25 protein-coding genes and 1 pseudogene are annotated in these 23,000 nt (G+C 71.1%); 14 read left to right on the forward strand and 12 right to left on the reverse strand.

The genetic code is table 11. The annotated features are described in order from the left end of the window. Positions 1-13: 13 nt before the first annotated feature. The gene (locus QSK10_RS18670) at positions 14-2,062 is read left to right on the forward strand and encodes a TPM domain-containing protein (RefSeq protein ID WP_285664121.1); all 2,049 of its coding nucleotides are present in this window, start codon (positions 14-16) and stop codon (positions 2,060-2,062) included. A gap of 27 nt (positions 2,063-2,089) precedes the next feature. Then, positions 2,090-2,806, forward strand: a complete 717-nt coding sequence (locus QSK10_RS18675; protein ID WP_285664122.1) for a PspA/IM30 family protein — start codon at positions 2,090-2,092, stop codon at positions 2,804-2,806. Positions 2,807-2,829: 23 nt separating this feature from the next. Here QSK10_RS18675 and QSK10_RS18680 read toward each other — a convergent pair whose 3' ends face one another. Then, positions 2,830-3,345, reverse strand: coding sequence for a hypothetical protein (locus QSK10_RS18680; protein ID WP_285664124.1), 516 nt, complete (start codon positions 3,343-3,345; stop codon positions 2,830-2,832). Position 3,346: 1 nt separating this feature from the next. Further along, entirely contained in the window at positions 3,347-3,877 is a 531-nt protein-coding gene (locus QSK10_RS18685; RefSeq protein ID WP_285664125.1) for a YcxB family protein, read from the reverse strand. A gap of 167 nt (positions 3,878-4,044) precedes the next feature. Here QSK10_RS18685 and QSK10_RS18690 point away from each other — a divergent pair, with 167 nt between their 5' ends. Beyond that, positions 4,045-5,136, forward strand: a complete 1,092-nt coding sequence (locus QSK10_RS18690) for a polyprenyl synthetase family protein (protein WP_285664126.1) — start codon at positions 4,045-4,047, stop codon at positions 5,134-5,136. A 33-nt stretch (positions 5,137-5,169) separates the two neighbouring features. Here the strand turns inward: QSK10_RS18690 and QSK10_RS34310 are convergent. Together QSK10_RS34310 and QSK10_RS18700 are read right to left on the reverse strand one after the other, a co-directional pair. Beyond that, positions 5,170-5,484 (reverse strand): annotated as a pseudogene (locus QSK10_RS34310) (lycopene cyclase domain-containing protein); the annotation flags it as partial. Continuing rightward, on the reverse strand, positions 5,421-5,747 hold the full coding sequence (locus QSK10_RS18700; protein ID WP_285664127.1) for a lycopene cyclase domain-containing protein: 327 nt from the start codon (positions 5,745-5,747) through the stop codon (positions 5,421-5,423). The gene QSK10_RS18700 and the pseudogene QSK10_RS34310, both read right to left, overlap by 64 nt. Positions 5,748-6,168: 421 nt before the next feature. Here QSK10_RS18700 and QSK10_RS18705 point away from each other — a divergent pair, with 421 nt between their 5' ends. From QSK10_RS18705 to QSK10_RS18725, 5 genes are all read left to right on the forward strand, one after another. Next, positions 6,169-6,627, forward strand: coding sequence for a hypothetical protein (locus QSK10_RS18705; protein ID WP_285664128.1), 459 nt, complete (start codon positions 6,169-6,171; stop codon positions 6,625-6,627). A gap of 24 nt (positions 6,628-6,651) precedes the next feature. After that, positions 6,652-7,452 (forward strand): class I SAM-dependent methyltransferase, encoded by an 801-nt coding sequence (locus QSK10_RS18710; RefSeq protein ID WP_285664129.1) that lies wholly within the window; start codon positions 6,652-6,654, stop codon positions 7,450-7,452. After that, positions 7,449-8,192 (forward strand): alpha/beta hydrolase, encoded by a 744-nt coding sequence (locus QSK10_RS18715; protein WP_285664130.1) that lies wholly within the window; start codon positions 7,449-7,451, stop codon positions 8,190-8,192. The genes QSK10_RS18710 and QSK10_RS18715 overlap by 4 nt, the downstream gene beginning before the upstream one ends. A 48-nt stretch (positions 8,193-8,240) precedes the next feature. Further along, positions 8,241-10,100, forward strand: a complete 1,860-nt coding sequence (locus tag QSK10_RS18720; protein ID WP_285664131.1) for a Stk1 family PASTA domain-containing Ser/Thr kinase — start codon at positions 8,241-8,243, stop codon at positions 10,098-10,100. Positions 10,101-10,233: 133 nt separating this feature from the next. Further along, the gene (locus tag QSK10_RS18725; protein ID WP_285664132.1) at positions 10,234-10,398 is read left to right on the forward strand and encodes a hypothetical protein; all 165 of its coding nucleotides are present in this window, start codon (positions 10,234-10,236) and stop codon (positions 10,396-10,398) included. Between the two features lie 58 nt (positions 10,399-10,456). Here the strand turns inward: QSK10_RS18725 and bfr are convergent, their stop codons facing one another. Continuing rightward, entirely contained in the window at positions 10,457-10,939 is a 483-nt protein-coding gene (bfr, locus tag QSK10_RS18730; RefSeq protein WP_285664133.1) for a bacterioferritin, read from the reverse strand. Between the two features lie 187 nt (positions 10,940-11,126). Here bfr and QSK10_RS18735 point away from each other — a divergent pair, with 187 nt between their 5' ends. Further along, a complete protein-coding gene (locus tag QSK10_RS18735) occupies positions 11,127-12,146 on the forward strand; it encodes a threonine aldolase family protein (protein ID WP_285664134.1) in 1,020 nt (339 codons plus the stop codon). A gap of 78 nt (positions 12,147-12,224) precedes the next feature. Beyond that, positions 12,225-12,410, forward strand: a complete 186-nt coding sequence (locus QSK10_RS18740) for a (2Fe-2S)-binding protein (protein WP_285664135.1) — start codon at positions 12,225-12,227, stop codon at positions 12,408-12,410. 158 nt (positions 12,411-12,568) lie between these two features. Here the strand turns inward: QSK10_RS18740 and QSK10_RS18745 are convergent, their stop codons facing one another. Then, positions 12,569-13,942, reverse strand: a complete 1,374-nt coding sequence (locus tag QSK10_RS18745) for a class II 3-deoxy-7-phosphoheptulonate synthase (RefSeq protein ID WP_285664136.1) — start codon at positions 13,940-13,942, stop codon at positions 12,569-12,571. Between the two features lie 294 nt (positions 13,943-14,236). Between QSK10_RS18745 and QSK10_RS18750 the strand changes: the two genes are divergently transcribed. Then, the gene (locus tag QSK10_RS18750; RefSeq protein ID WP_285664137.1) at positions 14,237-14,611 is read left to right on the forward strand and encodes a hypothetical protein; all 375 of its coding nucleotides are present in this window, start codon (positions 14,237-14,239) and stop codon (positions 14,609-14,611) included. 111 nt (positions 14,612-14,722) lie between these two features. Here the strand turns inward: QSK10_RS18750 and QSK10_RS18755 are convergent, their stop codons facing one another. The 3 genes from QSK10_RS18755 to QSK10_RS18765 form a co-directional block, all read right to left on the reverse strand. Then, positions 14,723-15,079 (reverse strand): hypothetical protein, encoded by a 357-nt coding sequence (locus QSK10_RS18755; protein ID WP_285664138.1) that lies wholly within the window; start codon positions 15,077-15,079, stop codon positions 14,723-14,725. Positions 15,080-15,167: 88 nt separating this feature from the next. Then, positions 15,168-16,193: a 6-phosphofructokinase gene (locus QSK10_RS18760; RefSeq protein WP_285664139.1), complete on the reverse strand. Its 1,026-nt coding sequence runs from the start codon at positions 16,191-16,193 to the stop codon at positions 15,168-15,170. Positions 16,194-16,340: 147 nt separating this feature from the next. Then, positions 16,341-16,865: a polyadenylate-specific 3'-exoribonuclease AS gene (locus QSK10_RS18765; protein ID WP_285664140.1), complete on the reverse strand. Its 525-nt coding sequence runs from the start codon at positions 16,863-16,865 to the stop codon at positions 16,341-16,343. Between the two features lie 406 nt (positions 16,866-17,271). Between QSK10_RS18765 and QSK10_RS18770 the strand changes: the two genes are divergently transcribed. Further along, positions 17,272-17,916 carry a Crp/Fnr family transcriptional regulator gene (locus tag QSK10_RS18770; protein ID WP_285664480.1) on the forward strand — a complete coding sequence of 215 codons (645 nt, stop codon included), beginning with the start codon at positions 17,272-17,274 and terminating at the stop codon, positions 17,914-17,916. Between the two features lie 804 nt (positions 17,917-18,720). Here QSK10_RS18770 and QSK10_RS18775 read toward each other — a convergent pair. Beyond that, the gene (locus QSK10_RS18775; protein ID WP_285664141.1) at positions 18,721-19,389 is read right to left on the reverse strand and encodes a lysophospholipid acyltransferase family protein; all 669 of its coding nucleotides are present in this window, start codon (positions 19,387-19,389) and stop codon (positions 18,721-18,723) included. A 163-nt stretch (positions 19,390-19,552) separates the two neighbouring features. Between QSK10_RS18775 and QSK10_RS18780 the strand changes: the two genes are divergently transcribed. Together QSK10_RS18780 and QSK10_RS18785 are read left to right on the forward strand one after the other, a co-directional pair. After that, on the forward strand, positions 19,553-20,353 hold the full coding sequence (locus QSK10_RS18780) for an alpha/beta hydrolase (protein ID WP_285664142.1): 801 nt from the start codon (positions 19,553-19,555) through the stop codon (positions 20,351-20,353). Further along, on the forward strand, positions 20,350-20,850 hold the full coding sequence (locus tag QSK10_RS18785) for a hypothetical protein (protein ID WP_285664143.1): 501 nt from the start codon (positions 20,350-20,352) through the stop codon (positions 20,848-20,850). The genes QSK10_RS18780 and QSK10_RS18785 overlap by 4 nt, the downstream gene beginning before the upstream one ends. Before the next feature lie 37 nt (positions 20,851-20,887). Here QSK10_RS18785 and QSK10_RS18790 read toward each other — a convergent pair whose 3' ends face one another. Continuing rightward, positions 20,888-21,520 (reverse strand): alpha/beta hydrolase, encoded by a 633-nt coding sequence (locus tag QSK10_RS18790; RefSeq protein ID WP_285664144.1) that lies wholly within the window; start codon positions 21,518-21,520, stop codon positions 20,888-20,890. Further along, a complete protein-coding gene (locus tag QSK10_RS18795; protein ID WP_285664145.1) occupies positions 21,517-22,884 on the reverse strand; it encodes a flavin-containing monooxygenase in 1,368 nt (455 codons plus the stop codon). The genes QSK10_RS18790 and QSK10_RS18795 overlap by 4 nt, the downstream gene beginning before the upstream one ends. Positions 22,885-23,000: the final 116 nt, after the last annotated feature.

Here is a 23,000-nt window from a genome sequence, read left to right on the forward strand (position 1 = left end):
CGGAAGGGGTCCGATGGCACGGCGGGGGCTGCTCAGGCTGTGGCTGGCGGGAACGTGTGCGCTGGTGGGGGGCGCGGTCGCGCTCACGCCCGCGCCCGCGCTCGCCGAGGAACCGGTGACGCTGGCGTCGTCGGGTCAGATCACCGACAAGGTCGACGCCCTGGGCGCGCGCAGGGGCGAGGTGACGCAGGCCCTCGACACGCTCGACCGCGACCAGAAGGTCCAGCTCTACGTCGTCTACGTCGCCGACTTCTCCGGGCGCGGCGCGCAGGCGTGGGCCGACGACACCGCCGTCAAGAACGGCCTCGGCCGCCGCGACATGCTCATGGCCGTGGGCACCTCCGCACGCCAGTACGCCGTCTCGGTCGACCCGTCCTTCAAGCTCACCGACGCGCAGCTGGACGACGTGGCGTCGGTGGCGATCGAACCGGCGCTGCGCCAGAACGACTGGGCGGGCGCGGCGATCGGCGCCGCCAACGGCTACAACGCGGCCCTGTCCGGCAAGCCCGTCCCGCCCGTCCAGGTGCAGCCCGGCAAGGCCGACCCCGGCGTCGGAGGCGGGCCCTCGGCGTGGACGTGCTTCCTCATCGCCATCGTGGCCGCCGCCATCGGCGTGGGCCTGTGGCTGTGGCTGCGCTCGCGCAAGAAGAAGGCGCCACAGGCCACCGGCGGCGCGCCCGCGCCGCTCGCCGACGTGCCCCTCCCCCAGCTCGACGCGCAGGCCAGCCAGCTGCTCATCGACACCGACGACGCGGTGCGCACCAGCGAGCAGGAACTCGGCTTCGCCACCGCGCAGTTCGGCGAGGAGTCCACCGTCCGCTTCGCCGAGACCCTCGCCGCCGCCAAGGACCACCTCAACGCCGCCTTCCGGCTGCGCCAGAAACTCGACGACGACGAGCCCGAGGACGACCCGACGCGCCACGCGTGGCTGGCCGAGATCATCACCCGCTGCCAGGAGGCGAACCAGCGCCTGGACGCCGAGGCCGCCGACTTCGACCGGCTGCGCGACCTCGGCAAGCGCGCGCCGGAGGCCATCGGCGAGCTGGAGGGCTCCGCGCAGGTGCTCACCGGGCGCCTGGAGGCCGCGCGCGCCACGCTGTCCGGGCTGGCCGCGAAGTACCCGGCGAGCGCCTCGGCGTCCGTGGCCGACAATCCGCGCCAGGCCGCCGACCGGCTCGCCTTCGCCAACGAGCAGCTCACCCAGGCCGGTCGCGCCCTCGGCACCGGCGACGGGAACCGCGCGGCGGTGATGGTGCGGGCCGCCGAGGAGGCGCTCGGGCAGACCGGGCAGCTCGTGGAGGCCGTCGAGCGGCGCGTCAGCGAGCTCGGGCAGGCCGAGTCGGGTCTCCCGGCGCTGCTGGCCGAGACCGACAAGGACGTCGCGGAGGGCCGCGCGGCGGTGCAGGCGGGCCACGCGCAGGGTGACCTGACGCAGGTCCTGGCCGGTGCCGAGAGCGTCGCGGCGGCCGTGCGCGCGGAGATGGCCTCGGGGTCCTTCGACCCGCTGGACGCCGTCCGCCGCCTGGAGGAGGCCGACGGCGCGCTCGACGCCTCGCTGGCCGACATCCGCGATCTCGAAGCGCGGCAGCAGCGTGCGCGCGCCGCGCTGGACCAGGCGGCGCTGGCCGCGCGCAGCCGCATCGCCGCCGCCGAGGACTTCATCAACACCAACCGCGGCGGCGTGGGCTCCGAGGCGCGCACGCGCCTGGCGGAGGCGCGGCGGCAGTACGACCAGGCCGTCGCCGCCTCGTCCAGCGACCCCATCGCGGCGCTGGAGGCCGCGCAGCGCGCCGACCAGCTCGCCGCCTCGGCGCAGGAGCTGGCCGAGGGCGACGTCCGCGGCTACCAGAGCCCGATGGGCGGTGGCGGCGGCTTCGGCGGCGGAGGCGGTGGCGGGTCCTCGACCGGGGCGATGCTCGGCGGGATCCTCATCGGCACCCTCCTGGGCGGCGGTGGTGGCGGTGGGCGCGGTTCGTCGCAGGGCGGCGGACGGCGGGTGACTCCGGGCAGCTTCGGCGGCGGCGCCACGCGCGGACGCCGGGGCGCCGGCGGGCGTTTCTAGGTATCGCGACGAGACGGGAATGGGGACATGACCGAGAAACAGGGCATCTTCGGGCGCATCGCGCAGCTGGCCAGGGCCAACATCAACGCGCTGCTGGACTCGGCGGAGGATCCGGGCAAGATGCTCGACCAGCTGATCCGGGACTACTCGGGCAACATCAGCGAGGCCGAGCAGGCGATCGCCAGCACCATCGGCAACCTCCGGATGGCCGAGGACGACTACAACGCCGACATGAACGCCGCGCGCGAATGGGGCGCCAAGGCCGCCTCGGCGAGCGCGAAGGCCGATGAGCTGCGCGCGTCGGGGAAGCCGGAGGACGCCGACAAGTTCGACAACCTCGCCCGCGTGGCCCTCGGCCGCCAGATCGACTCGGAGAAGGAGGCCAAGGCCGCCGAACCGACCCTGGCGGCGCAGCGCGACTCCGTCGACAAGCTGAAGACCGGCCTGGAGCAGATGAAGGGGAAGCTGGTCGAGCTGAAGGGCAAGCGCGACAACCTGGTGGCCCGGCAGAAGACCGCGCAGGCGCAGAACCAGGTCAACGACGCGATCAAGAGCATCAACATCATGGACCCGACCAGCGAGATCTCGCGCTTCGAGGACAAGATCAAGCGCGAGGAGGCGCAGGCCCGGGGCGCGCAGGAGCTGGCGGCGTCCTCGCTGGACGCGCAGTTCGAGAGCCTCGACAAGCTGGGTGATGAGGCCGAGATCGAGGCGCGGATGGCGGCGCTCAAGGCGAAGAGTTAGCCGGGGGTGGGGGGGAGCCCGGGTCAGGCCTTGGAGGCGGTGGCCCGGGCTTCGAGCATGGTGCGCAAGGTCGCGGCGTCTCCGGGGACGAAGGCGGAGGGTGGCACGATCACGCGCGTCTCCTCGCCCGGGAACGGCACCAGCCACACACCGGCGACCTCGCGGATCGGGCCGATGGTCTCCCAAGGGGCCTCGATCAGCCGGTCCGGGGTTCGCACGGAGATGCCGACGGTGGTGACGGAGATGATGCGGGCGCCGAACTCACCCGCGCGGGCGAACGCGCCCATCTCTCGCTCAAGGGCCCACCAGATCGCCACATGCGTGATGCCCACCGCGCCCGCCACCGCACCGGCCGCCAGTACGCCCCACTCGACCGGGCCGCTCGGTGCGTACACCCGGCCGACGTGAATCGCGGCCACGGCGAAGACGGACAGCCCCAGCCCACCCAGGAGCCGCACCCACCGCCTGCCCCGGTTGACCCGGCGCACGACGCGCGCGACCTGGCGGGGGTCGGGGACGTAGAAGCCGGTGAGCTCCATGTCAGGCGGCCTGCGCGCTCATCGCGGCGGCGAGCTGGTGGCGGGTGGCCAGGAACGCGCGGAACTCCTCGATGTCGGGCTCGGGCATGCCGATCTTGGGCAGGAACCAGACCTGCGTGCCGTCCCAGCGGTGGATCAGCCACATGTCGTGGTACTCACGGACCTCGCCGATGAGGGTCCAGGCGAGGCTCATTTCCTCACCGGGGGACTCGAAGCCGAAGCTCTCCTCGGTGAGCAGGTACTGGGTGGGCCGGGTGTCGAGCGCGGAGTTCTTCGCGCCCTTCCGCAGCGCGCTCCGGATCGCACACAGCAGCGTGAACAAGCAGATCGCGCAGAGCGTGAAGTAGCCCGTGGTGAAGATGACCCAGGCGCTGGGCAGCTCATCGGCCGGGGAGAAGGCGAGTGGCAGCACGGCCAGCAGCACGCTCACCACGCCGTAGTTGAACAGCTTCCTGCGCTGCTTTAGGGTCGCGTACTTCGCGGCCCGCTTCTTCAGGCGGAGGTCGGCTTCGGTGTGCACGCGAATCAGCACGGCGGGGACTCCAGAGGGCACGGCGGCACGTACGCCGCGTTGAACGTGGGCGGCGACATCTCACCCCACGCGTCACTCCCGCGTCAATCCCCCGTCGGTCCCGTGTCACCCGCCTCGCGGGCCGCACCCGGTTGGATCTCCGCGAGCCAACCCGTTAGCGTCGACGGGTGACCTACGCAGGCGACGGCCGACACCCCTCCCCTCTCGACACCGCGAGCCTCGGCGCGCGGATCGAAAAGGCCCTGGAGGCCTTCCTGTCGCTCCAGCGGCCGCGCCTGACCGACATCGACGCCGCCCTCCTGCCCGTCGCCGAGTCGCTGGAGTCCTTCGTGCTGGGCGGCGGCAAGCGGATGCGCCCGGCGTTCGCGTACTGGGGGTACCGGGGCGCGGGTGGTGCCGACTCCGAGCAGGTCGTGGCGTGCGTCTCCTCGCTCGAACTGCTGCAGGCCTCGGCGCTGATCCACGACGACCTGATCGACGCCTCCGACACGCGGCGGGGTGAGCCCTCGCTGCACAAGCGGTTCGAGGCGCAGCACGCCGCGCAGGGCTGGTTCGGCGGCGAGCGCGAGTTCGGCGCGGCGGCGGCGATCCTGCTGGGCGACCTGTGCCTGGCGTGGTCGGACGAGCTGTTCTGCGCGGCGGGGATGCCGGGCGAGGCGATCGTGCGCGCGCGTCCGCTGTTCGACGCGATGCGCACCGAGGTGATGGCCGGGCAGTACCTGGACGTGCTGGCGCAGGCCGCGCGGGACACCACGATCGAGCGGGCGGGCAAGGTCGCGCGGTACAAGTCCGCCAAGTACACCGTGGAGCGGCCGCTCATGATCGGCGCGGCGCTCGCGGGCGCGCCGGAGGAGCTGCTGCGCGGCTACTCCGACTACGGCCTGCCGCTGGGCGAGGCCTTCCAGCTGCGCGACGACGTCCTGGGCGTGTTCGGGGACCCGGCGCGCACCGGCAAGCCCGCCGGGGACGACCTGCGCGAGGGCAAGCGCACCTACCTCATCGCCGCGGCCTACGAGACCGCCGCACCGTCCCAGCGGGAGCTGCTGGACACGTGGCTGGGCGATCCGGCGCTGACCGCGGAGGGCGTGGCGGCGCTGCGGGACGTCATCACCGGCACCGGCGCGCTGGCCCGCACCGAGGAGCGCATCGCGCGGCTGGCCGAGCAGGCCGCGACGGCGCTGGCCGGTGCGGACGTGGACGCCGCCGCGCGGCCGGTCCTGGAGCACCTGGCGACCGCCGCGATCCAGCGGGTCCTCTAACCGGCGCTCGCGCCAGACCCACACCGACAGGGTCGCCAGGACGAGGGCGAAGCCGAAGCCGAGGTCCTCCACGGGCGCGTGGAAGGCCCGCCACCCGAGGATGGTGTCGGGCCGGTAGTGGACGACGCCCATCCCCGACAGGACGCCGTTGGACAGCAGCTGGAAGCCCAGCACGATCGGGTAGGTCAGCCACCACGCCAGGCCCAGCAGCAGCCTGGTCTTCAGGACGGCGAGGTCGAGCACGACGGCGGCGGCCACGAGCGCGGCGGCGGTGAGCGTGTAGATCACCGGCGCGCCTCCAGGCGGGCCAGGACGGTGCGGACGGCCTCGAAGCCGAGGATCGCGCACACCGGCACCACCGCGAAGAACAGGACCTCTTCGAGCGGGACGCCGCCGGGGAACGTCAGGCCGCTGATGGCGGTGGGGTCGAACCACCACCAGCCGGCCAGGATCGCGGTGAGATCGACGGCGAGGAAGGGCACCGCCACGACGGCGATGCTGCGCAGGACCCGCGGCCAGCGGGCGGCGACGCCGACCTTCAGGACCGGTTCGAGCCATCCGGCGCAGACGAGGCAGCCCAGCAGCACGCCGAAGTACGTAAGCGACCGCATTCGGTCCCCGTCATCCTCACTGGACCCTCCACAGGCTCCTCCGTTCGGAGGATGCAGGGTCCACCGAATATCCGAATCCGTTTCTTTTTTCGGGCCGGGGAGTCACCTTCTCCGGCCCGGCTCGTTGAATCCAGTGTCGCGCACGGATGATCCGGCGCGGTGAGGCGGGGACGGTGGATCCGGGTACGGCGCCGGGCCGGTGCATCTGAGGGGATTGCACAGGCCACGGGCGACGCGTCGGGTCCACCCACCCTCACCACCGATGGCGGAACCATCGTCTGCGGCGTCATCAGTTACATACCTCCTGTCGGTCCACTCGTGCCTGTCGCGAGTGGACCGTCGCATACACGGTCGGCCGCCCACCCCCAAGCCTTTCGCGGCTCCTCCCGGCCTGCACACCGACAGTCGGAAGGACCCCCAAGTGAGACCCATGCGCTCCCTGTCCAAAGAGCTGCGCGGCATGATCCGCTCCGTCCGCTACGACCTGCGCGGCAAGCGCGGATCGGTGCGGCTCCTGGCGGTGATCATCATCCTCGTGGCCGCCACCGGCCTCATCCTGTCCACCGGCCTCCTGAACCGGATCGGCGGCGGTGGCGGCACCTCCGCCGAGGGCGACGGCAAGGCCACCGGCCACCCGGCCGGGCTCGCCGAGCAGTACCTGGACCCGCAGAGCAGCGCTGGATTCCCCTACCTCGGCTCGCCGCTGCCCACCTCCGGCAGCTCATCGGCCTCCCCCAGCACCTCACCCTCGACGTCGCGGCCCAGCCCGACCACCGAGACCTCGCACACACCCTCGGCCTCACCGAGCGGCTCGGCCTCACCCTCGGCCTCGCCCAGTGCGTCGCCGTCCGGCCCGGCTCCGACCGCGCCCACGAGCTGAGGCCCGCCGGTAAGGTCGTTGACCATGACGACCGCGAGCCCGGCACACACCGACCGTGAGGCCTTGCGCACCAAGGCCTACCGCGACGAGCGTCCACTGGAGACCCGCCGCGCGATCTACGACCACCGGCGTCCCCGGCTGGACCTGGTGGGCGAGGTCGTCCACCGGCTGCGCGACGTCCCCGGCGGCGTGCTCGCCGACGTCGGCTGCGGCTCGGGCGCCTACAGCAAGGCCCTGCGCGCCGCCCGCCCCGACCTGACCGTCATCGCCGCCGACCTCTCGGCGGGGATGGTGTCGGTGGCGGGCGCGCCGGGCGTCGTCACCGACGCCACGCACCTGCCCCTGGCCACCCGGTCCTGCTCGGCGGTGCTGGCGCTGCACATGCTCTACCACGTGCCCGACCCGCGCGCGGCCGTCGCCGAGTTCGCCCGCGTGGTGCGCGAGGACGGGTCGGTGCTCATCATGGGCAACCGCGAAGGCGACAAACACGAGCTCGACGAGCTGTGGGACCGGGCCGCGATGGACGTCCTCGGCCACCCGGCCGGCGGCATGGTCGGCGGACACCTGAGCGCCGAGGAGATGGGCGAACTCGCCCGCGAGGCGTTCCCCGTGGTGGAGAGCGTGTCCTACCGCGCGCGCACCGTCGTCCCCGAGGCCGCGCCGGTCATCGCCTTCTTCGACTCCACCCGCGCCCTGAGCGGCCTCGGCGGGAACTTCGACGCCGTCCTGGCGCGCGCCTCCGCGCTCATCCAGGAGCGGGTGGCCACCGAGGGCGCCTTCGCCTTCACCAACCACACCGGCATGTACCGGGCGCAGGTGGCATGACCCGCCAGACCATCACCACCGAGGACGGCGTCCGCCTCGACGCCGTCCACCGGCCGCCCCGGCGGCACTCCGGCCTGGCCATCGTGGTCGCGCACGGCTTCACCGGCACCTGGCGCAACCCCCGCCTCGGCGAGATCACCGACGTCTTCCGCGAGCACGCCGGCGTCATCGGCTTCGACTTCCGCGGCCACGGGCACTCCGGCGGGCTGTCCACCCTCGGCGACCGGGAGGTCCTGGACGTCGCGGCGGCCGTGACGCACGCACGCGAACTCGGCTACGCCCGGGTGGCGCTCATCGGCTTCTCCATGGGCGCGGCCGTGGCCGTCCGCTACGGCGCCCTGTACGGCGACGTCACGGCGGTGGCCTCGGTGAGCGGGCCGAGCCGCTGGTACTACAAGGGCACCCCGGCGATGCGGTGGCTGCACCGCGCGGTGGAGCTGCGCGCCGGGCGGCTGGTCTCGCGCGCGTTCCTGAACACGCGCATCAGCGGCGAGGGCTGGCACGAGCTCCCCCTGTCGCCGACGGACGCCGCGCCGCTCGTCGCGCCCGCGCCGTACCTGGTCGTGCACGGCGACGCCGACCGGTACTTCCCGCTGCGGCACGCCTATGAGCTGCACCACGCCGCGCGCGAGCCCAAGGAGCTGTGGATCGAGCGCGGCATGGGCCACGCCGAATCGGGCACCACGCCCGAGCTCGCCGCGCGTCTGGGCAGGTGGCTGGCGGAGTCGCCGGGAGACTGAGCGCGCCGTCCACCGGGGCGTCGCCACCGCTCCGTACACTCGGTGGCAATGGACACCACCGTCACCGACCCGCTGATCGGAGCCTCACTCGAAGGCCGCTACCGCGTCACCGAGCGCATCGCGACCGGAGGCATGGCGACGGTGTACCGGGCGGTCGACGAGCGACTCGACCGCGTGGTCGCCGTCAAGATCATCAGGCGCGCCGAAGCAGGCGACGCCGGTTTCACCGCGCGCTTCGAACGCGAGGCGAAGATCATCGCGCGCCTGTCGCACCCGAACGTGGTCGGCGTCTACGACACCGGCTCCCACGACGGGCTGCCGTACCTGGTGATGGAGTACGTCAACGGCAAGACCCTGCGCGACGTGCTGAACGAGCACTCGCGCCTGCCGGTGCGCCACTCCCTGCGCATCGCCGCGCGCATCCTGGACGCCCTGTCGGCCGCGCACCGCGTCGGCCTCGTCCACCGCGACGTGAAGCCCGAGAACGTCCTGCTGGCCGAGTCGGGCGCGGTGAAGGTCGCCGACTTCGGGCTCGCCCGCATCGTCCAGGGCCCCGACGCCGACGACGAGCACGGTGGCCAGCTGCTGGCCACCGTCGCCTACGTGCCGCCGGAGCTGGTCGCCGAGGGCGTCGCCGACGCCCGCTCGGACGTGTACTCGGCCGGGATCCTGCTGTTCGAGCTGCTCACCGGCGTGGTCCCCTACGACGGGGACGACCCCGCCGAGGTCGCCGGGCGGCACGTGAGCGAGGACGTCCCGCCGCCCTCGGAGTTCGCCGAGGACATCCCGCCCGAGCTGGACGCGCTCGTCGTGGCCGCCACGCGCCGCGACCGCGCGGCCCGCCCGGCCGACGCCACCGAGTTCGCCGCGCGCCTGGCGCTGGTGCCCGAACCGGCCGCCGCGCCCGCCGCGCGCAGGCCCGAGCGCACGACCACCGTCCTGCCGACCGAACCGGTCGTGCGCGGGCGCAGCACACCCGCCGTCCCGCCACCGCCGCCCGAGGAGAGTGGGCCGCGGTTCCCGAAACTGACCCGGCGGACCCTCCTGGCCGTCGGTGCCGTCGCGGTGATCATGCTGCTCGTGGGCGCCCTCGGCTGGTGGTTCAGCGCCGGGCGCTACGAGCGGACGCCCTCGCTGCTGGATCTGGTCGCCACCGACGCCGAGAGCCTCGCCGCCGAGAAGGGCTTCACGGTCAGCTGGGCCCCCGGCGGCTACTCCGAGAACGTGCCCAAGGGCTTCGTCCTGGCGCAGGACCCCGCGCCGGGCGAGAAGATCCTGGACGGCGAGCCGATCAGCGTGACGCTGTCGCTGGGACCCGAGCGCTACACCATCACCCAGGACATCGTGGGCATGGACGGCGCGGCCGCCAAGGCCAAGCTGGAGTCCATGAACCTGGTGGTGACGCTCCAGCAGCAGTTCAGCGACACCGTCCCCGCCGGGAAGGTCATCTCGGTGACGCCCGCGCCGGGCACGGAGGTCAAGCGCGACACCCCCGTCGTCCTGGCCGTCAGCGAGGGACCGGCGCCGGTGAAAGTCCCGCCGGTGGTGGGAATGCAACTGGAGCTGGCCAAGTCCACCCTCGAAGGGCTCGGGCTGGTGCCCGTGGTCGTCGAGCAGTACCACGACCAGGTGCCCGCCGGTGAGGTCTTCGCGCAGGACCCCCCGGTCGACACCGGCGTCGGCGCGGGCTCGGCGGTGACCATCACCGTCAGCAAGGGCGCCGAGCCGATCATGCTGCCGAACGTGGTCGGCAAGTCCTTCGACGAGGCCCGCGGCGAGCTCCAGCGGCTCGGGTTCAAGGTCGAGCGCTTCGACCTGCCCCTGGGCAACGACGAGGTCTGGGACATGAGCCCCGACGGCGACACCATGCAGCCGAAGGGCTCCAGCGTCACCCTCTACACCTACTGACCGGTCCGGGCACCTGCGGTTTCGCCGCGAACCGCCCAAGCGCACACCCGTCCGCACAGGCCGATGGGGCGCGCGTTGACACCCGGGGTCCCCGCTGCCAGATTGTGCCGAAAGCCCGACCTGAGGAGGCACCATGATCCGAGTCGCCAAGCGCCTGGCCGATCGCATGCTGGACAAGCTCGTCCCGGCCACCGACGCCCACGCCTGCGCCGACGTCTGCGTGGACCGTCAGTGCGCCAACGGCGTGTGGCAGTGTTGCTCGCCGTGCGCGATGCACCTCTGCTGCCGCAACGGCTAGAGACGCCGAAGGCGGGTGGGCCGTGCGGCCCACCCGCCTTTATCGTGCCGCCGGGACGTCAGTCGCCCTTGGGCTGCTCGATGAGCGTCTGGAGGTACTTCTCCTCGCCGAGCTTCTCGATCAGCGCCATCTGGGTTTCCAGGTAGTCGATGTGGTGCTCCTCGTCGGCGAGGATCTCCTCGAAGAGCTTCGCGGAGGTGATGTCGCCGATCTGCCGCATGTAGGCCGCGCCCTTGCGGAGCCGCTCGACCGCTTCGACCTCGATCTTCATGTCGCAGGCGAACTGCTCGGGAACGCTCTCACCGATGCGCAGCGGGAACAGCTTCTGGTAGTTGGGCATGCCGTCGAGGAAGAGGATGCGGTCGGTCAGCGCCTCGGCGTGACGCATCTCGTCGATCGACTCGTGCTTGGTGTAGACCGCCAGCTTCACGTAGCCCCAGTTCTCCTGCATCTTGGCGTGCAGGAAGTACTGGTTGATGGCGGTCAGCTCGGCGGTGAGCTGCTCGTTCAGGAACTCGATGACCTTCTTGTCGCCCTGCATGGTGGCTGCGCCTTCCGATGAATCGACGGTCCAATGATCTCAGCGTATTACCGGGAGCATTCGGACAGCCAGCCAGGAAAGCCTAAATTAGGACAGGCTCCGCTCATTAAGGGCGGACTCAATGAGGCCAGGCTCCCCTGTCTCACCGAGGGGTTACCCGGACCCGGGCGCGCCTATGCTGTGGCCCATGTCCGTCGATCTTCGCAGCGACACCGTCACCAGGCCGACCCCGGGAATGCGCGAGGCGATGGCCCGCGCCGACGTCGGCGACGACGTCTACGGCGAGGACCCCACCGTCACCGCGCTCGAACACGAGGTGGCCGCCCTCCTCGGCCACGAGGCCGCGCTCTACTGCCCCTCGGGCAGCATGGCCAACCAGATCGCGATCCAGGCGCTCCTCGCGCCCGGCTCGGAGCTCCTGTGCGACTCCGACGCGCACGTGGTCACCTTCGAGAGCGGCGCCGCCGCGGCCTACGCCGGCGTCTCCACCCGCACCTGGCCCACCCGCGAGGGGCACCTGGACGTCGACACCGTCATGGGCTTCGTGCGCCCCGGCGGCGGATACGCCCTGCCGACCTCGGCCATCGCGGTGGAGAACACCCACAACCTCGGCGGCGGGCGGGTCGTGCCGCTGCACAAGCTGCAACGCCTGCGCGAACTCACCGCCGAGCGCGGGCTGCTCACCCACCTCGACGGCGCGCGGCTCTGGAACGCCCACGTCGCCGACGGCGTCCCCATGCGCGAGTACGGCGAGCTCTTCGACACCGTCTCGGTCTGCCTCTCCAAGGGCCTGGGCGCCCCGGTGGGCTCGGTCCTGGTCTCCACCCGGGAACGCGTCGCCAAGGCCCGCGCCGTCCGCCGCCGCCTGGGCGGCGGGATGCGGCAGGCGGGCATCCTCGCCGCCGCCGGGCTCTACGCGCTGGAGCACCACGTCGCCCGGCTCGCCGAGGACCACGCGCACGCCAAGCTGATCGCCACCGCGCTGGGCGTGGACGACGTCGACCGGAACGTGCAGAGCAACATCGTGATGGTGCCGGTGAGCGACTCCCGGGCCTTCGCCGAGGCCGCCGCGCGGGAGGGCGTCCTGGTGTCCCCGATCGCCCCGGACCGCGTGCGCCTGGTCACCCACCTCGACGTCTCGGCCGATGATGTCGGCCACGTCCTGAAGGTGCTGCCCGCGTTGCTGGAGGTCAGCGCCGAAAACTGACACTCGCGGACTATGGCGGGCGCACGAACTCTCAGTTACCTTAGGCAAGCCTTGGTTAAGTGTTCGCCTGGAGGAACGGTGCTCGCCTGTGTCTGCCACTCAGTGAGCGAGAAGGAAGTCCGCGCGGTCATCGCCTCGGGCGCGCGCACCGAAGAAGCGGTCGGCGACGCCTGCGCGGCGGGCACCGAGTGCGGCACCTGCCTCGACCGCATCTGCGACCTCATCGACGAGTGCCCCGTGCTGGCACTCCTCGGCCAGGGCTGAACCCGAAGCCGAAAAGGGCGGCCCCTCCGTGACCGGAGGGGCCGCCCTTTCGCTTGCGCGAAGTCCGTGCGTCAGTGCAGCACTCGCCGTCAGTGCCGCAGCATCTCGACCGGCTTCGTCGCCGAGACGCGCGGCACGTCCTCATGCCGCACTCGCCGTCAGTGCCGCAGCATCTCGGCGACCAGGAAGGCGAGTTCGAGGGACTGCTGCGTGTTCAGGCGCGGGTCGCAGGCCGTCTCGTAGCGCATCGACAGGTCGGCGTCCTCGATCGCCTGGGCGCCGCCCAGGCACTCGGTGACGTCCTCACCGGTCAGCTCGATGTGGATGCCACCCGGGTGGGTGCCCAGGCCGCGGTGAACCTCGAAGAACCCGAGGACCTCGTCCACGATCCGGTCGAACTGGCGGGTCTTGTAGCCCGAGGCCGACTCGATGGTGTTGCCGTGCATCGGGTCGCACTGCCAGACGACCTTGTGGCCGGCGGCGTTCACCCGCTCCACGATCTCGGGCAGGACGTCGCGGATCTTCTGGTTGCCCATGCGGCTGATCAGCGTCAGCCGGCCCGGGACGTTGTCCGGGTTCAGCTTCTCGCAGACCTCCAGGGCCCACTCGGGGCTGGTGCCCGCGCCGATCTTCACCCCGATCGGGTTGGCGATGCGGGAGATGAAGTCGATGTGCGCGCCGTCCAGACGGCGGGTGCGCTCACCGATCCACAGGAAGTGCCCGGACAGGCCGTAGGCCTTGTCGCCGACGACGCGGGTCAGCGCCCGGTCGTACTCCAGCGCCAGCGCCTCGTGGGAGGCGAAGACCGTCACGTTGTGGAGGGCCTCGTCATCGACCCCGCAGGCGGCCATGAAGGCCAGCGCGCGGTCGATCTCGCGGCCGATGGCGTCGTAGCGCTCGCCGGCCTTGGACTGCTTGACGAAGTCCTTGTTCCAGTCGTGCACGGCCCGCAGGTCGGCGATGCCGCCGGTGAGGAACGCGCGCAGCATGTTCATCGCCGCCGCCGCGTTGGCGTAGGCGCGGACCATGCGGTCGGGGTCGGCGACCCGGGCCTCGGGCGTGGCCTCAAGCGAGTTGATCATGTCGCCGCGGTAGACCGGCAACCCGAGCGAGTCGAGGGCGTTGGAGCGGGGCTTGGTGTACTGGCCCGCGACGCGGCCGACCTTGATGACCGGCATGCTCGCGGCGTAGGTCAGCACCACGGCCATCTGCAGCAGCGTCCGAGCGTTCCCCAGCAGGTGGGACTCGGTGTTGTCGTCGAAGGTCTCGGCGCAGTCGCCGCCCTGGAGCAGGAACGCCTTCCCCTCGGCGACGAGGGCGAGCCGCTGACGCAGCTGGTCGACCTCGTGCGGGGCGACGATCGGCGGGACGTTCGCCAGGGTGCGGCAGACCTCGTCCACCCGGGCGTAGTCGGTCCAAGGCGGCATCTGGTCGCGCGGCAGATCGCGCCATCGGTCCAGCCCGAGCGAGGTCGCGTCGGCCTGCTGGCCGGGACGGTCCTGGTCGCGGAGGTGATGCCACTGGAGAGTCACGCAGAAAGCTTACGGTCGTCCCGGTGCGTCCCAGATGGCAGGTGGGGTATCTCAGCAGATGAAAACGGTCACACCACGAGGCGATCGACGCCGATCGATGGAATTGGGCGTCGATGAAGCACCCGATCGGCCGTTTCGGGGACGGCGGGGACTCCGGTGGCGCATCGTGCCGTTCGCGCCGAATCTGAGATTCCCTCCCGTTCTGCCAAGTACCCGACACTCACGGGACGTGACGGCTCGTACCGTCTGGTGAGGGAGTGAAGAAACGACCATGCCTTGAATGGGAGGTGCGGAATGCGGAGAGTCGCGATCGTTCTCCTCACCGTCCTCGGAGCCCTCTCCATCTCGACTCCGGCCTGGGCCGTCGCACACGATCGGGTCGCGAACCCGTACCTGCACGCCGTTCTCGACGTGCTCACCTTCGCCCTCATCGCCTCGCCGTTGCTGACGGCGTGGTACTGGGGCAAGGAGCGGCGACTGCTCATGCTCGGCCTGATGGCGATCGTGCAGATCCCGGCGGCATTCTTCGCGTTCGTGCCGATCAAGGATCCCGTGCTGCATGTGGCCGGGATGCTCGCGGTACTGACCGTGACGGGTTCGTCGATCCTGTACGTGCGCGCCACCGCCAAGGCCAAGGCGGCCGAGAAGGCGGTGCCCGAGCGGCGCTGAGACGGAAACCCCCGAAGGAGCCCGTCCGGGCTCCCCGAGACCCTGCGGATGCCTGCCGCCGGCCCGGGTGTGTGGTGGCACCCCGGCCGGCGGCGGCGGAACCGCTAGCGGCTAGGCCCCCACCAGCGCGTTGACCCGCACGTATCTGGGTTCGGCGTCTCCCACACGCACCGAGAACCCGATCACCGTCTGGTCGCGCCGATGAACGCGCACCTCCGGGCAGTCCAGGTGCGTGGCGCACCAGCGGCCCTCCTCGTCGCGCAGCGCGCTGGCGCGGCAGTGCTTCTCCCCCACGTAGCCCCAGGCGCGGAAGATCTCCGTCCCCTCGAAGGTGTAGACCCCCACCGACCTGAGCCGGCCGCCCTCTTCGAGGCGGTAGAACCACCCGTCGAGCCCGGGAACCCCGATCCCCTCGAAGTCGATGTCCTCGATGACGCGATGGAGGACGAATCCGGTCAGATCAGGCATCGTGGAGTTCACGCTGCGTACAACGAGCCGGGCGCGCTTTGGTGGCGCGCCCGGCTCGTTTCAGGTAGAACCGCTGGTCAGCGATGCTCTAGCCGAAGAAGACCTCGGCCTCGTGGTACCGCTCGACCGGAACCGTCTTCAGCTCACGGGTGGCGTCCTCAAGGGGCACGCGGACGATGTCGGTGCCCTGGAGCGCGACCATCTTGCCCCAGTCGCCGTCGTTGACCGCGTCGATGGCGTGCAGGCCGAAGCGGGTCGCCAGGACCCGGTCGAACGCGGTGGGCGTGCCGCCGCGCTGCACGTGGCCGAGGACGACCGCGCGGGCCTCCTTGCCGGTGTGCTGCTCGATCTGCTTGGCCAGCCAGTCGCCGATGCCGCCGAGGCGGACGTGCCCGAACGCGTCGAGCTCGGCGTCCTGCGTCACCAGGTCGCCCTCGGTGGGCATGGCGCCCTCGGCGACCACGATGATCGGCGAGTAGTCGATCTCGAAGCGGGACTTCACGTGACCCACGACCTCGGCGAGGTCGAAGCGCCGCTCGGGCAGCAGGATGACGTTGGCGCCGCCGGCCAGGCCGGAGTGCAGCGCGATCCAGCCCGCGTGCCGCCCCATGACCTCCACGACGACCGCGCGGTGGTGGCTCTCGGCGGTGGTGTGCAGCCGGTCGATGGCCTCCATCGCGATGTTGACCGCGGTGTCGAAACCGAAGGTGTAGTCGGTGGCGCCCAGGTCGTTGTCGATGGTCTTCGGGACGCCCACGACCTGCACGTCGAGCTCGGCGAGCTTCTTCGCCACACCCAGGGTGTCCTCACCGCCGATGGCGACGAGCGCGTCCACACCGGTGGCCTTGAGGTTCTCCCGGATCTTCTCGACGCCGCCCTCGATCTTGAACGGGTTGGTGCGGGAGGACCGCAGGATGGTGCCGCCGCGAGGGAGGATGCCGCGCACCTCCTTGATGCCGAGGGGCATCGTGACGTTCTCCAGCGGGCCGCGCCAGCCATCACGGAATCCGACGAACTCGTGGCCGTACTCGGTCACGCCCTTACGGACCACGGCACGGATGACAGCGTTGAGACCGGGGCAGTCGCCCCCGCCGGTGAGCACGCCAACGCGCATGTGCTCTCACTCCCTGTGTGCTTGTGCGGTGTTTGCCGCCGCGGACTGGGATCGGTACACGACCTGCGGCCTCATTGCCGGTCCGGGGCTCGCCGCCACGAGGGTGACTCTAACCGCTGCCCTGTGACTTACCCCGCAGGACCTGCGTCACACCGCCGGAGGCGTGTCCCCGTCCCGCATGACCCGCCAGCGCGCCAGGTTGTGCCGCGCGTCGGCCAGCGCGTCGTGCTGATCGCCCTCGATCACCGGCAGATCGGGGCGGCCCAGGTCGTCCCAGAGCTGCTTGAGGTCCTTCGTCATGCGCGGCAGCGCGCGCGGCAACGCCGGCATCGCCCCCCACAGCTGCGCCAGCGCCACATGGTCGTAGGCGGCGTACCAGGCCCACAGCTCCATGCGCGTCTGCGCGCGCCCCCGCAGCGGCGCGACCAGGAACTCGTACAGGTCGTCGCGAATCCGCTCCCGGCTGCGCCACGCCTTGTCCGAGGGCGAGGGCAGCTTGTCGAGGACGTTGCGGCGCACCCACGGGATCGCCTTGCGGTCGTCGAACTCGGTGGAGACCGCGTAGAACTCGCGCCCCTCCTCGTCGACGACGCCGATCGACACCAGGTCGATCGTCACCCCGTCCTCGATGAACTCGCAGTCGTAGAAGTACCGGTAGCCACGCTCTTCCACGCCCTGCCCTTTCAGCGAGAGTTGTTCTCCGATCGGCCTGGACTCCCCCGTCCGTTCAGAGGAACGTCCCGCCCCGTGGACACCCGTCCACGCCCGTCATGACGGTACGCGACGGTAGCCATCCCGCGCCCGCCGACCGCCGTCCCACGACAGGGTCTGGCGCCAATGCGGACACTAGGGTATAAAGCTCACGTGAGCAGTCACTGTACGTCGCCGGGGCCGGTATCACCCGTGTCCCCTCTGAGCGCGGCGTATCGGTGCGGATCATGCCGAGCAACGAATGCGGGGCTGTACAAGCGAGGTATTTCCGGCCATGATCGGGGGTGCCCGTGGGAGACGGTCCTCCGTGGTAGGGGGTGCGCAGGTGGACAACCGTTCGTCCGATGATCCGCTCGCAGGTGTGGCGATGTTCTCGGGCCTGGAGCCGGAGGCGCGCAAGCGCATCGCCTCGGTCTCAGTGCCCCGCCAGTACCGCCGCGGGCAGCTGCTGTTCGTCGAAGGCGACCCGGGCGAGTCCCTCATCATGATCCGCTCCGGCGCGGTCTCGGTCTTCCGCACCGCGCCCACCGGCGAACGCGCGATGCTGAACGTGATGCGCCCACCCGACGTCCTCGGCGAGGTGTCCCTCCTCGACGGCTCGGCCAGATCCGCATCCGCCGAGGCCATCGAGGACACCTCCGCCATGGCGCTGTCCCGCGTGGCCTTCATCGACCTCGTCCACGCCAACCCCCGCATGGTCGACGTGGTCCTGCGCGCGATGGGCCTCCTCGTCCGCCGCCTCACCGACCAGAACGCCGACCACGTCTTCCTCGACCTCCCGGGCAGAGTCGCCAAGACCCTCGTCCGCCTCGCCGGAAACAGCGCCGCCGCCATGGTCACCATCGAGCTCAACCAGAGCCAGCTCGCCGAAATGGCCGGCGGCTCCCGCCAAAGCGTCAACCAGGCCATCGGCAGCTTCGCCGGAAGAGGCTGGCTGCGCACAGAAGGCAGGCGCATCGTAGTGACGGACGTACCGGCCCTACGCCGACGAGCAGGACTAGAGGACAAGTAGCGGCGGCAAGCGGAAGAGAAGAAGGACCGAGCGGGCGGCGGCACGAAGCCGCCCGAGGAACAGCACGCGCGACGGACGAAGGCGAGAGCCGGGCAGGGCACACAAGCCCGTGGCATGAAGCCCGCCCGAAGACAACGGCGAGACGCAAGGCAGAGCCGGGTGCGATGCGTAGCCGAGGGCGGCTTGAACCCGGGCAAAGTGACTGGCTGGCAACGGGGTCAAAACCCGGGCACTAAACGAAGCTCGTTGTAGTAGAGCCGGACCGAGACGGCCCGTAAGCCGCAAACAAAACGGCGACCCCGGGACCAGCTTGTGCGGGGGCTGTCTCGGGATAGGAGAGGTGGATCCTCCGTCGGTCGGCCAGACGTGTTCTTGAGAACGCAGGTTCTGGGGGTGTCAAGACAGCTCTTCCGTCTTGACACCCCGGGGTTCCTCGTTCAGCGTCGATATGGCCGGCCAGAGGAGGAGACGCCTCCCGAGAGAGGTCCGGCGTCCAGGGGCCGCACCCCTGGTCGGGTCCTAGGGGTGAAAGCCCTGACCAGACGGCGACCGTCAAATAGCGCCGATGCAGGTGATCGGGCGAGGGCGACCCGTGGGGGGAAGGCAAGAAGCGCGGGGAGACGGGCTCGGGGTGAGGGCGACGGGAGAGGTGCCGTAACGGGTGCTGTGGTAGCGAGGCTCGCGACGGCTGGGGCTGGGGCTGGGGCTGGGGCTGGGGCTCGGACTGCGGCTGGGGCTGCGGCCGGGCCCCGGCAGAAGCAAGGCCCGGGCCCGGCGCGAGTCGACGGGGAATACCGAACGCCCCTACCCCCGAAACTTAGCCGCATAAGCATCGATGTACTCCTGCCCCGACAACTCCATCAGCTCGTACATGATCTCGTCCGTCACCGCCCGCTCCACCAACCTGTCCCCCGCCAGCCCCGCATACCGCGAGAAATCCAGCGCCTCCCCGATCCGGATGTGCACCCGCCCGATCTTCGGCAGCTTCTTCCCGATCGGCTGCAACTCCCCCGTGTTCATCATCGCCGCCGGTATCACCCGCGCCCCCGTCTCCAGCGCGAGCCGCGCGACCCCGGTCTTCCCCCGGTACAGCTTCCCGTCGGGCGAGCGCGTCCCCTCCGGGTAGATCCCGAACAGCCCGCCCTCGGCGAGCACCCGCTTTCCAGTCGACAGGGCGTCCGCGGCCGCCTTGCCGCCGGTGCGGTCGACGGGGATGGCTCCGACGCCGGTGAAGAAGAAGCGGGAGAAAATCCCTTTGAGGCCCTTGCCGGTGAAGTACTCGGCCTTGGCGATGAAGGTGATCTTCCTGGGCACCACCAGGGGCAGGAAGATGGAGTCGGAGAACGACAGGTGGTTGCTGGCCACGATCGCGGCGCCGGTCTTCGGGATGTTCGCCAGCCCTTCGACCTTCGGGCGGTAGAGGAGCCGCAGCCACCAGCCGACGAAGACGTACTTCAACCACCAGTACAGCACCGGCACCTCCGGACATGGGCGATGGACGATGACCCCGATCACGTTGTCGTCTAAGTATTGCGTCCCCTCCGCCGGGCACGCCTACCGCCGTGCCTTTCGCCGCGGTCCGTGCCAGGATTACGGGGTATCGCTAGTTCCCGCCCAACACTTGCGGAGGTGTCCGGTGCCCGTCCTTCCCGGCGCGGAGCCGTTCCTCTTCGACGCGGGCGCCGAGGCGCCGGCCACGATCGTGATGTCGCACGGCTTCACCGGTTCTCCCCAGACGGTGCGGGCGTGGGGCGAGGCGGTGCACGCCGCCGGTTACACCGTGATCGGGCCGAGGCTGCCCGGGCACGGGACGCGGTGGCAGGACATGGCGGCCACGCGCTGGCAGGACTGGTACGGCGAGGTGGAGCGGGCCTTGGACGAGGCGCTGGGCCGGGGCCGTCCGGTGGTCGGCATGGGCATCTCGATGGGTGCGACGCTGATGCTGCGGCTGGCGCAGGAGCGGGGCGCGGACCTGTCGGGCCTGGTGGTGGTGAATCCGTCGCTGTTCTCGCAGAAGGTGGCGGTGAACTATCTGCTGCCGGTCATCTCGCGGCTGGCGCGGTCGGCGCCGGGCATCGCCAGTGACATCGCCAAGCCGGGCATCACCGAGCTGGCCTATGACCGGATCCCGCTGGCGGCGCTGAGATCGCTGACGGAGTTGTGGCGGCTGACGCGGTCGCGGCTGGGGAACATCACCGTGCCCCTGCGTGTTTACCGCAGTGCCCAGGACCACGTGGTCGAGCCGGCGAACAGCCGTATGCTGCTGGCGGGCGTCTCCAGTGAGGATGTGGCCGAGCACGTCATGCAGCACAGTTACCACGTGATGACCCTCGACAACGACGCCCCCGAGCTGTTCGCGGGCAGCGTCGCCTTCGTCGGCGAGCTCCTGGGCGCCGCCCCCGCGGGACCCGGCGGTGGAGCGGAGCCGGGCCGATGACAGAGCGTCCCGAGGATGAGCCGGAGCGTCCGGACGGCCTGACGGAGGAGCAGCTCACCGGCGACAATCTGGAGCGCCGGTTCTCGGAGCTGATCGCCGGGCTGGATTCGCCGAAGTGGCCGGGCGAGGAGGACGAGGCCGACGACGAGCCGCCCGCGAAGCCCGCGGCGGCGAAGCCGGCCGAGCCGACGCTGCTGGAGTTGTGGGACGCCGATCTGCCGGAGTCGCCGGAGGAGGCCGCCGAGACTTATGAGCCGCCGCCTCCGCCACCGGTGCCGAAGCCCTCGCGCCCGGCGATCATCGGGTTGCTGCTGATCGTGGTGGGCGTGGTCGTGTTCGTGCGGCCGAGTCTGCTGGACGTGCTGGGGTTCGGGTACGAGGCGGCGATCCTGCTGGGCGCGGGTGTGGTCTTGTCGGGTGTGGCGGTGCTGATCTGGCGGTTGCGTCCCGGTGACGAGGACGATCCGTACGACCCGGAGGACGGCGCGGTCGTCTAGGACGGCGGCCCCGTGAGGCCGCCGCCGTGCCGCGCGGTCAGGCGCGTTCTTCTTCGGTGAGCTTGTCGAGCCAGTCAAGGATCGCGTCGAGGGGTTCGCGCCAGGCGGCGTTCAGCATCATGTCGTGCCCGGCGCCCTGGAACAGCAGTGGCGCGACGCCGTAGTGGGCGCCGGTCTTTTCCAGCGCGGCCTGGGGGGCGCGCTTGTCGCCGGGGTCCCCGGCGACCAGGATCGGCGGTTCACCGGCGGGCGGTGGCGGGACGGTGCGTCCCAGGCGCGGGGCGATGAGCACGGCCGCGCGGGCGGGGTAGCGGGCGAGTCCTTCGGCGAGGATCGCCGCGCCCTTGCCGTGTCCGAGCAGGACGGGGCGGGTGGCCAGGGACGCCGCGGCCTGCGCGAGGTCGTGGGCGTGGGCGCGCAGGTCGCCCTTCACCTTCGCCGCGCCGCCCTGGCCGCGCACGCTCAGCGCGTGGGCGGGGAAGCCGCGGTGGGCGGCGTGGGGAAGCCAGTGCTCGGTGAACACGCGCGCGCCGCGCGGGTCGCCGGAGACGAAGAGGAGCGGCGGTTTGCCGGTCGGGTCCTCGGGCAGGACGGCGAGGATCTCCCGGTGGGCGTGCGGGACGGGGTCGCGGTAGTCGAGGCCGCGGGTGACGTCGAGGCGGCGGGTCATTTCACGCCCTCCAGTTCCTGGATCAGGTCGCCGAGGGCCTTCAGGTAGACGTCGTGGGAGACCTCAAGGCGGTGGCGGGCGGTGTCGTTGAGGTGGCCGTGGACGTAGCGCCGCCCGGCGTCGGGGACCGCCTTCGCCCAGAAGGCGCGGGCGGCCTGCGGGTCGCGTTCGCGCAGCCGCAGCCATTTCGCCAGGGCCACCGTCTGCCAGTGGGCGAGCGGGAAGTGGCTGCCGTTGGCCTGGACGAGGCCGACCACGGCGAGGGTCTGCGCCTTCGGGGACAGCATCTGCGCGATGAGGCGGGGCGCGTCGTCGGGGCCGGTCATGCCGAGCAGTTCGGGATCGCAGAAGTCGAAGGTGGTGCGGTAGCCGGTGGCCATGATGACGGTGTGCGGCTTGGCGCGGGTGCCGTCGGCGAAGACCACCTCGTCCTCGGTGAAGCGCTCGATGTCGGGTTTGGGCTTAATGGAGCCCTGGCCGATGTGGTACATGAGGTGGCTGTTGACGATGGGGTGGGAGCCGAAGAGGCGGAAGTCGGGCCGCTTCATGCCGAACCGCGCGGGGTCGCCGACGACTTTGCGCAGCACGATCTCGGAGACCTTCTGGCGCAGCCCGAAGGGCAGCCAGTCCAGACCGGCCAGGGCTTGGTCCCCGGGCTTGCCGAAGACGTACTTGGGCACGAACCAGTAGCCGCGCCGGGAGGAGTGCCAGGTCTCCTCGGCGTTGAGGGCGACCTCCCCGGCGATGTCGCAGCCGGAGTTGCCGGCGCCGACCACCAGGACGCGCTTGCCGCGCACCTTCGAGGGCTCCTTGTAGGCGGAGGAGTGCACGATCTCGCCGCGGAACTCGTGCATGCCGTCGTACTCGGGCATGCGGGGGTCCCAGTTGTGGCCGTTGGCCAGGACGACGGCGGCGTAGCGCAGGCGGCGGGCGGCGTTGCCGCTGACGGGTTTGACGATGACGTCCCAGCGGCCGTCCCCGGTGGGTTCGACGCGGGAGATCTCGCTGCCGAACCAGATGTGCTCGCGCAGCCCGAAGTGGTCGGTGTAGCGCTCCAGGTAGCCCAGGACCTGCGAGTGGTGCGGGTAGTCGGGCCAGTCGTCGGGCATCGGGAAGTCGGGGAACTCCGTCAGCGGGCGCGAGGAGATGAGGTGCGTGCTGGCGTAGACCGGGCTGCGGTCGTTGCGCCAGTTCCACGAACCGCCCACGGCGGTCTCCCGCTCGTAGCAGTCGACGGTGAAACCGTGCTCCCGCAGATTCTTCACCGCGAGGAGACCGGCCATGCCGGCCCCGATGACGCACACGGCCGCGCCGCGGTCATAGGCCGCGTCCACTCCGTAGGCGTCGAAGCCACCTTCGGACACTGTCTCTCTCCGTCCCTGCCGGGCTCGCCCCGGTCGGTGCGCCGCCTTTCGGCGGCGGACTTAAGGTTTTGGGCAACACAGTATTGAAGAACGCGGCGCCGATAAAGCCGCCGCCG

Source organism: Actinorhabdospora filicis (genome assembly GCF_030269765.1).
Taxonomy (GTDB): Bacteria; Actinomycetota; Actinomycetes; order Mycobacteriales; family Micromonosporaceae; genus Actinorhabdospora; species Actinorhabdospora filicis.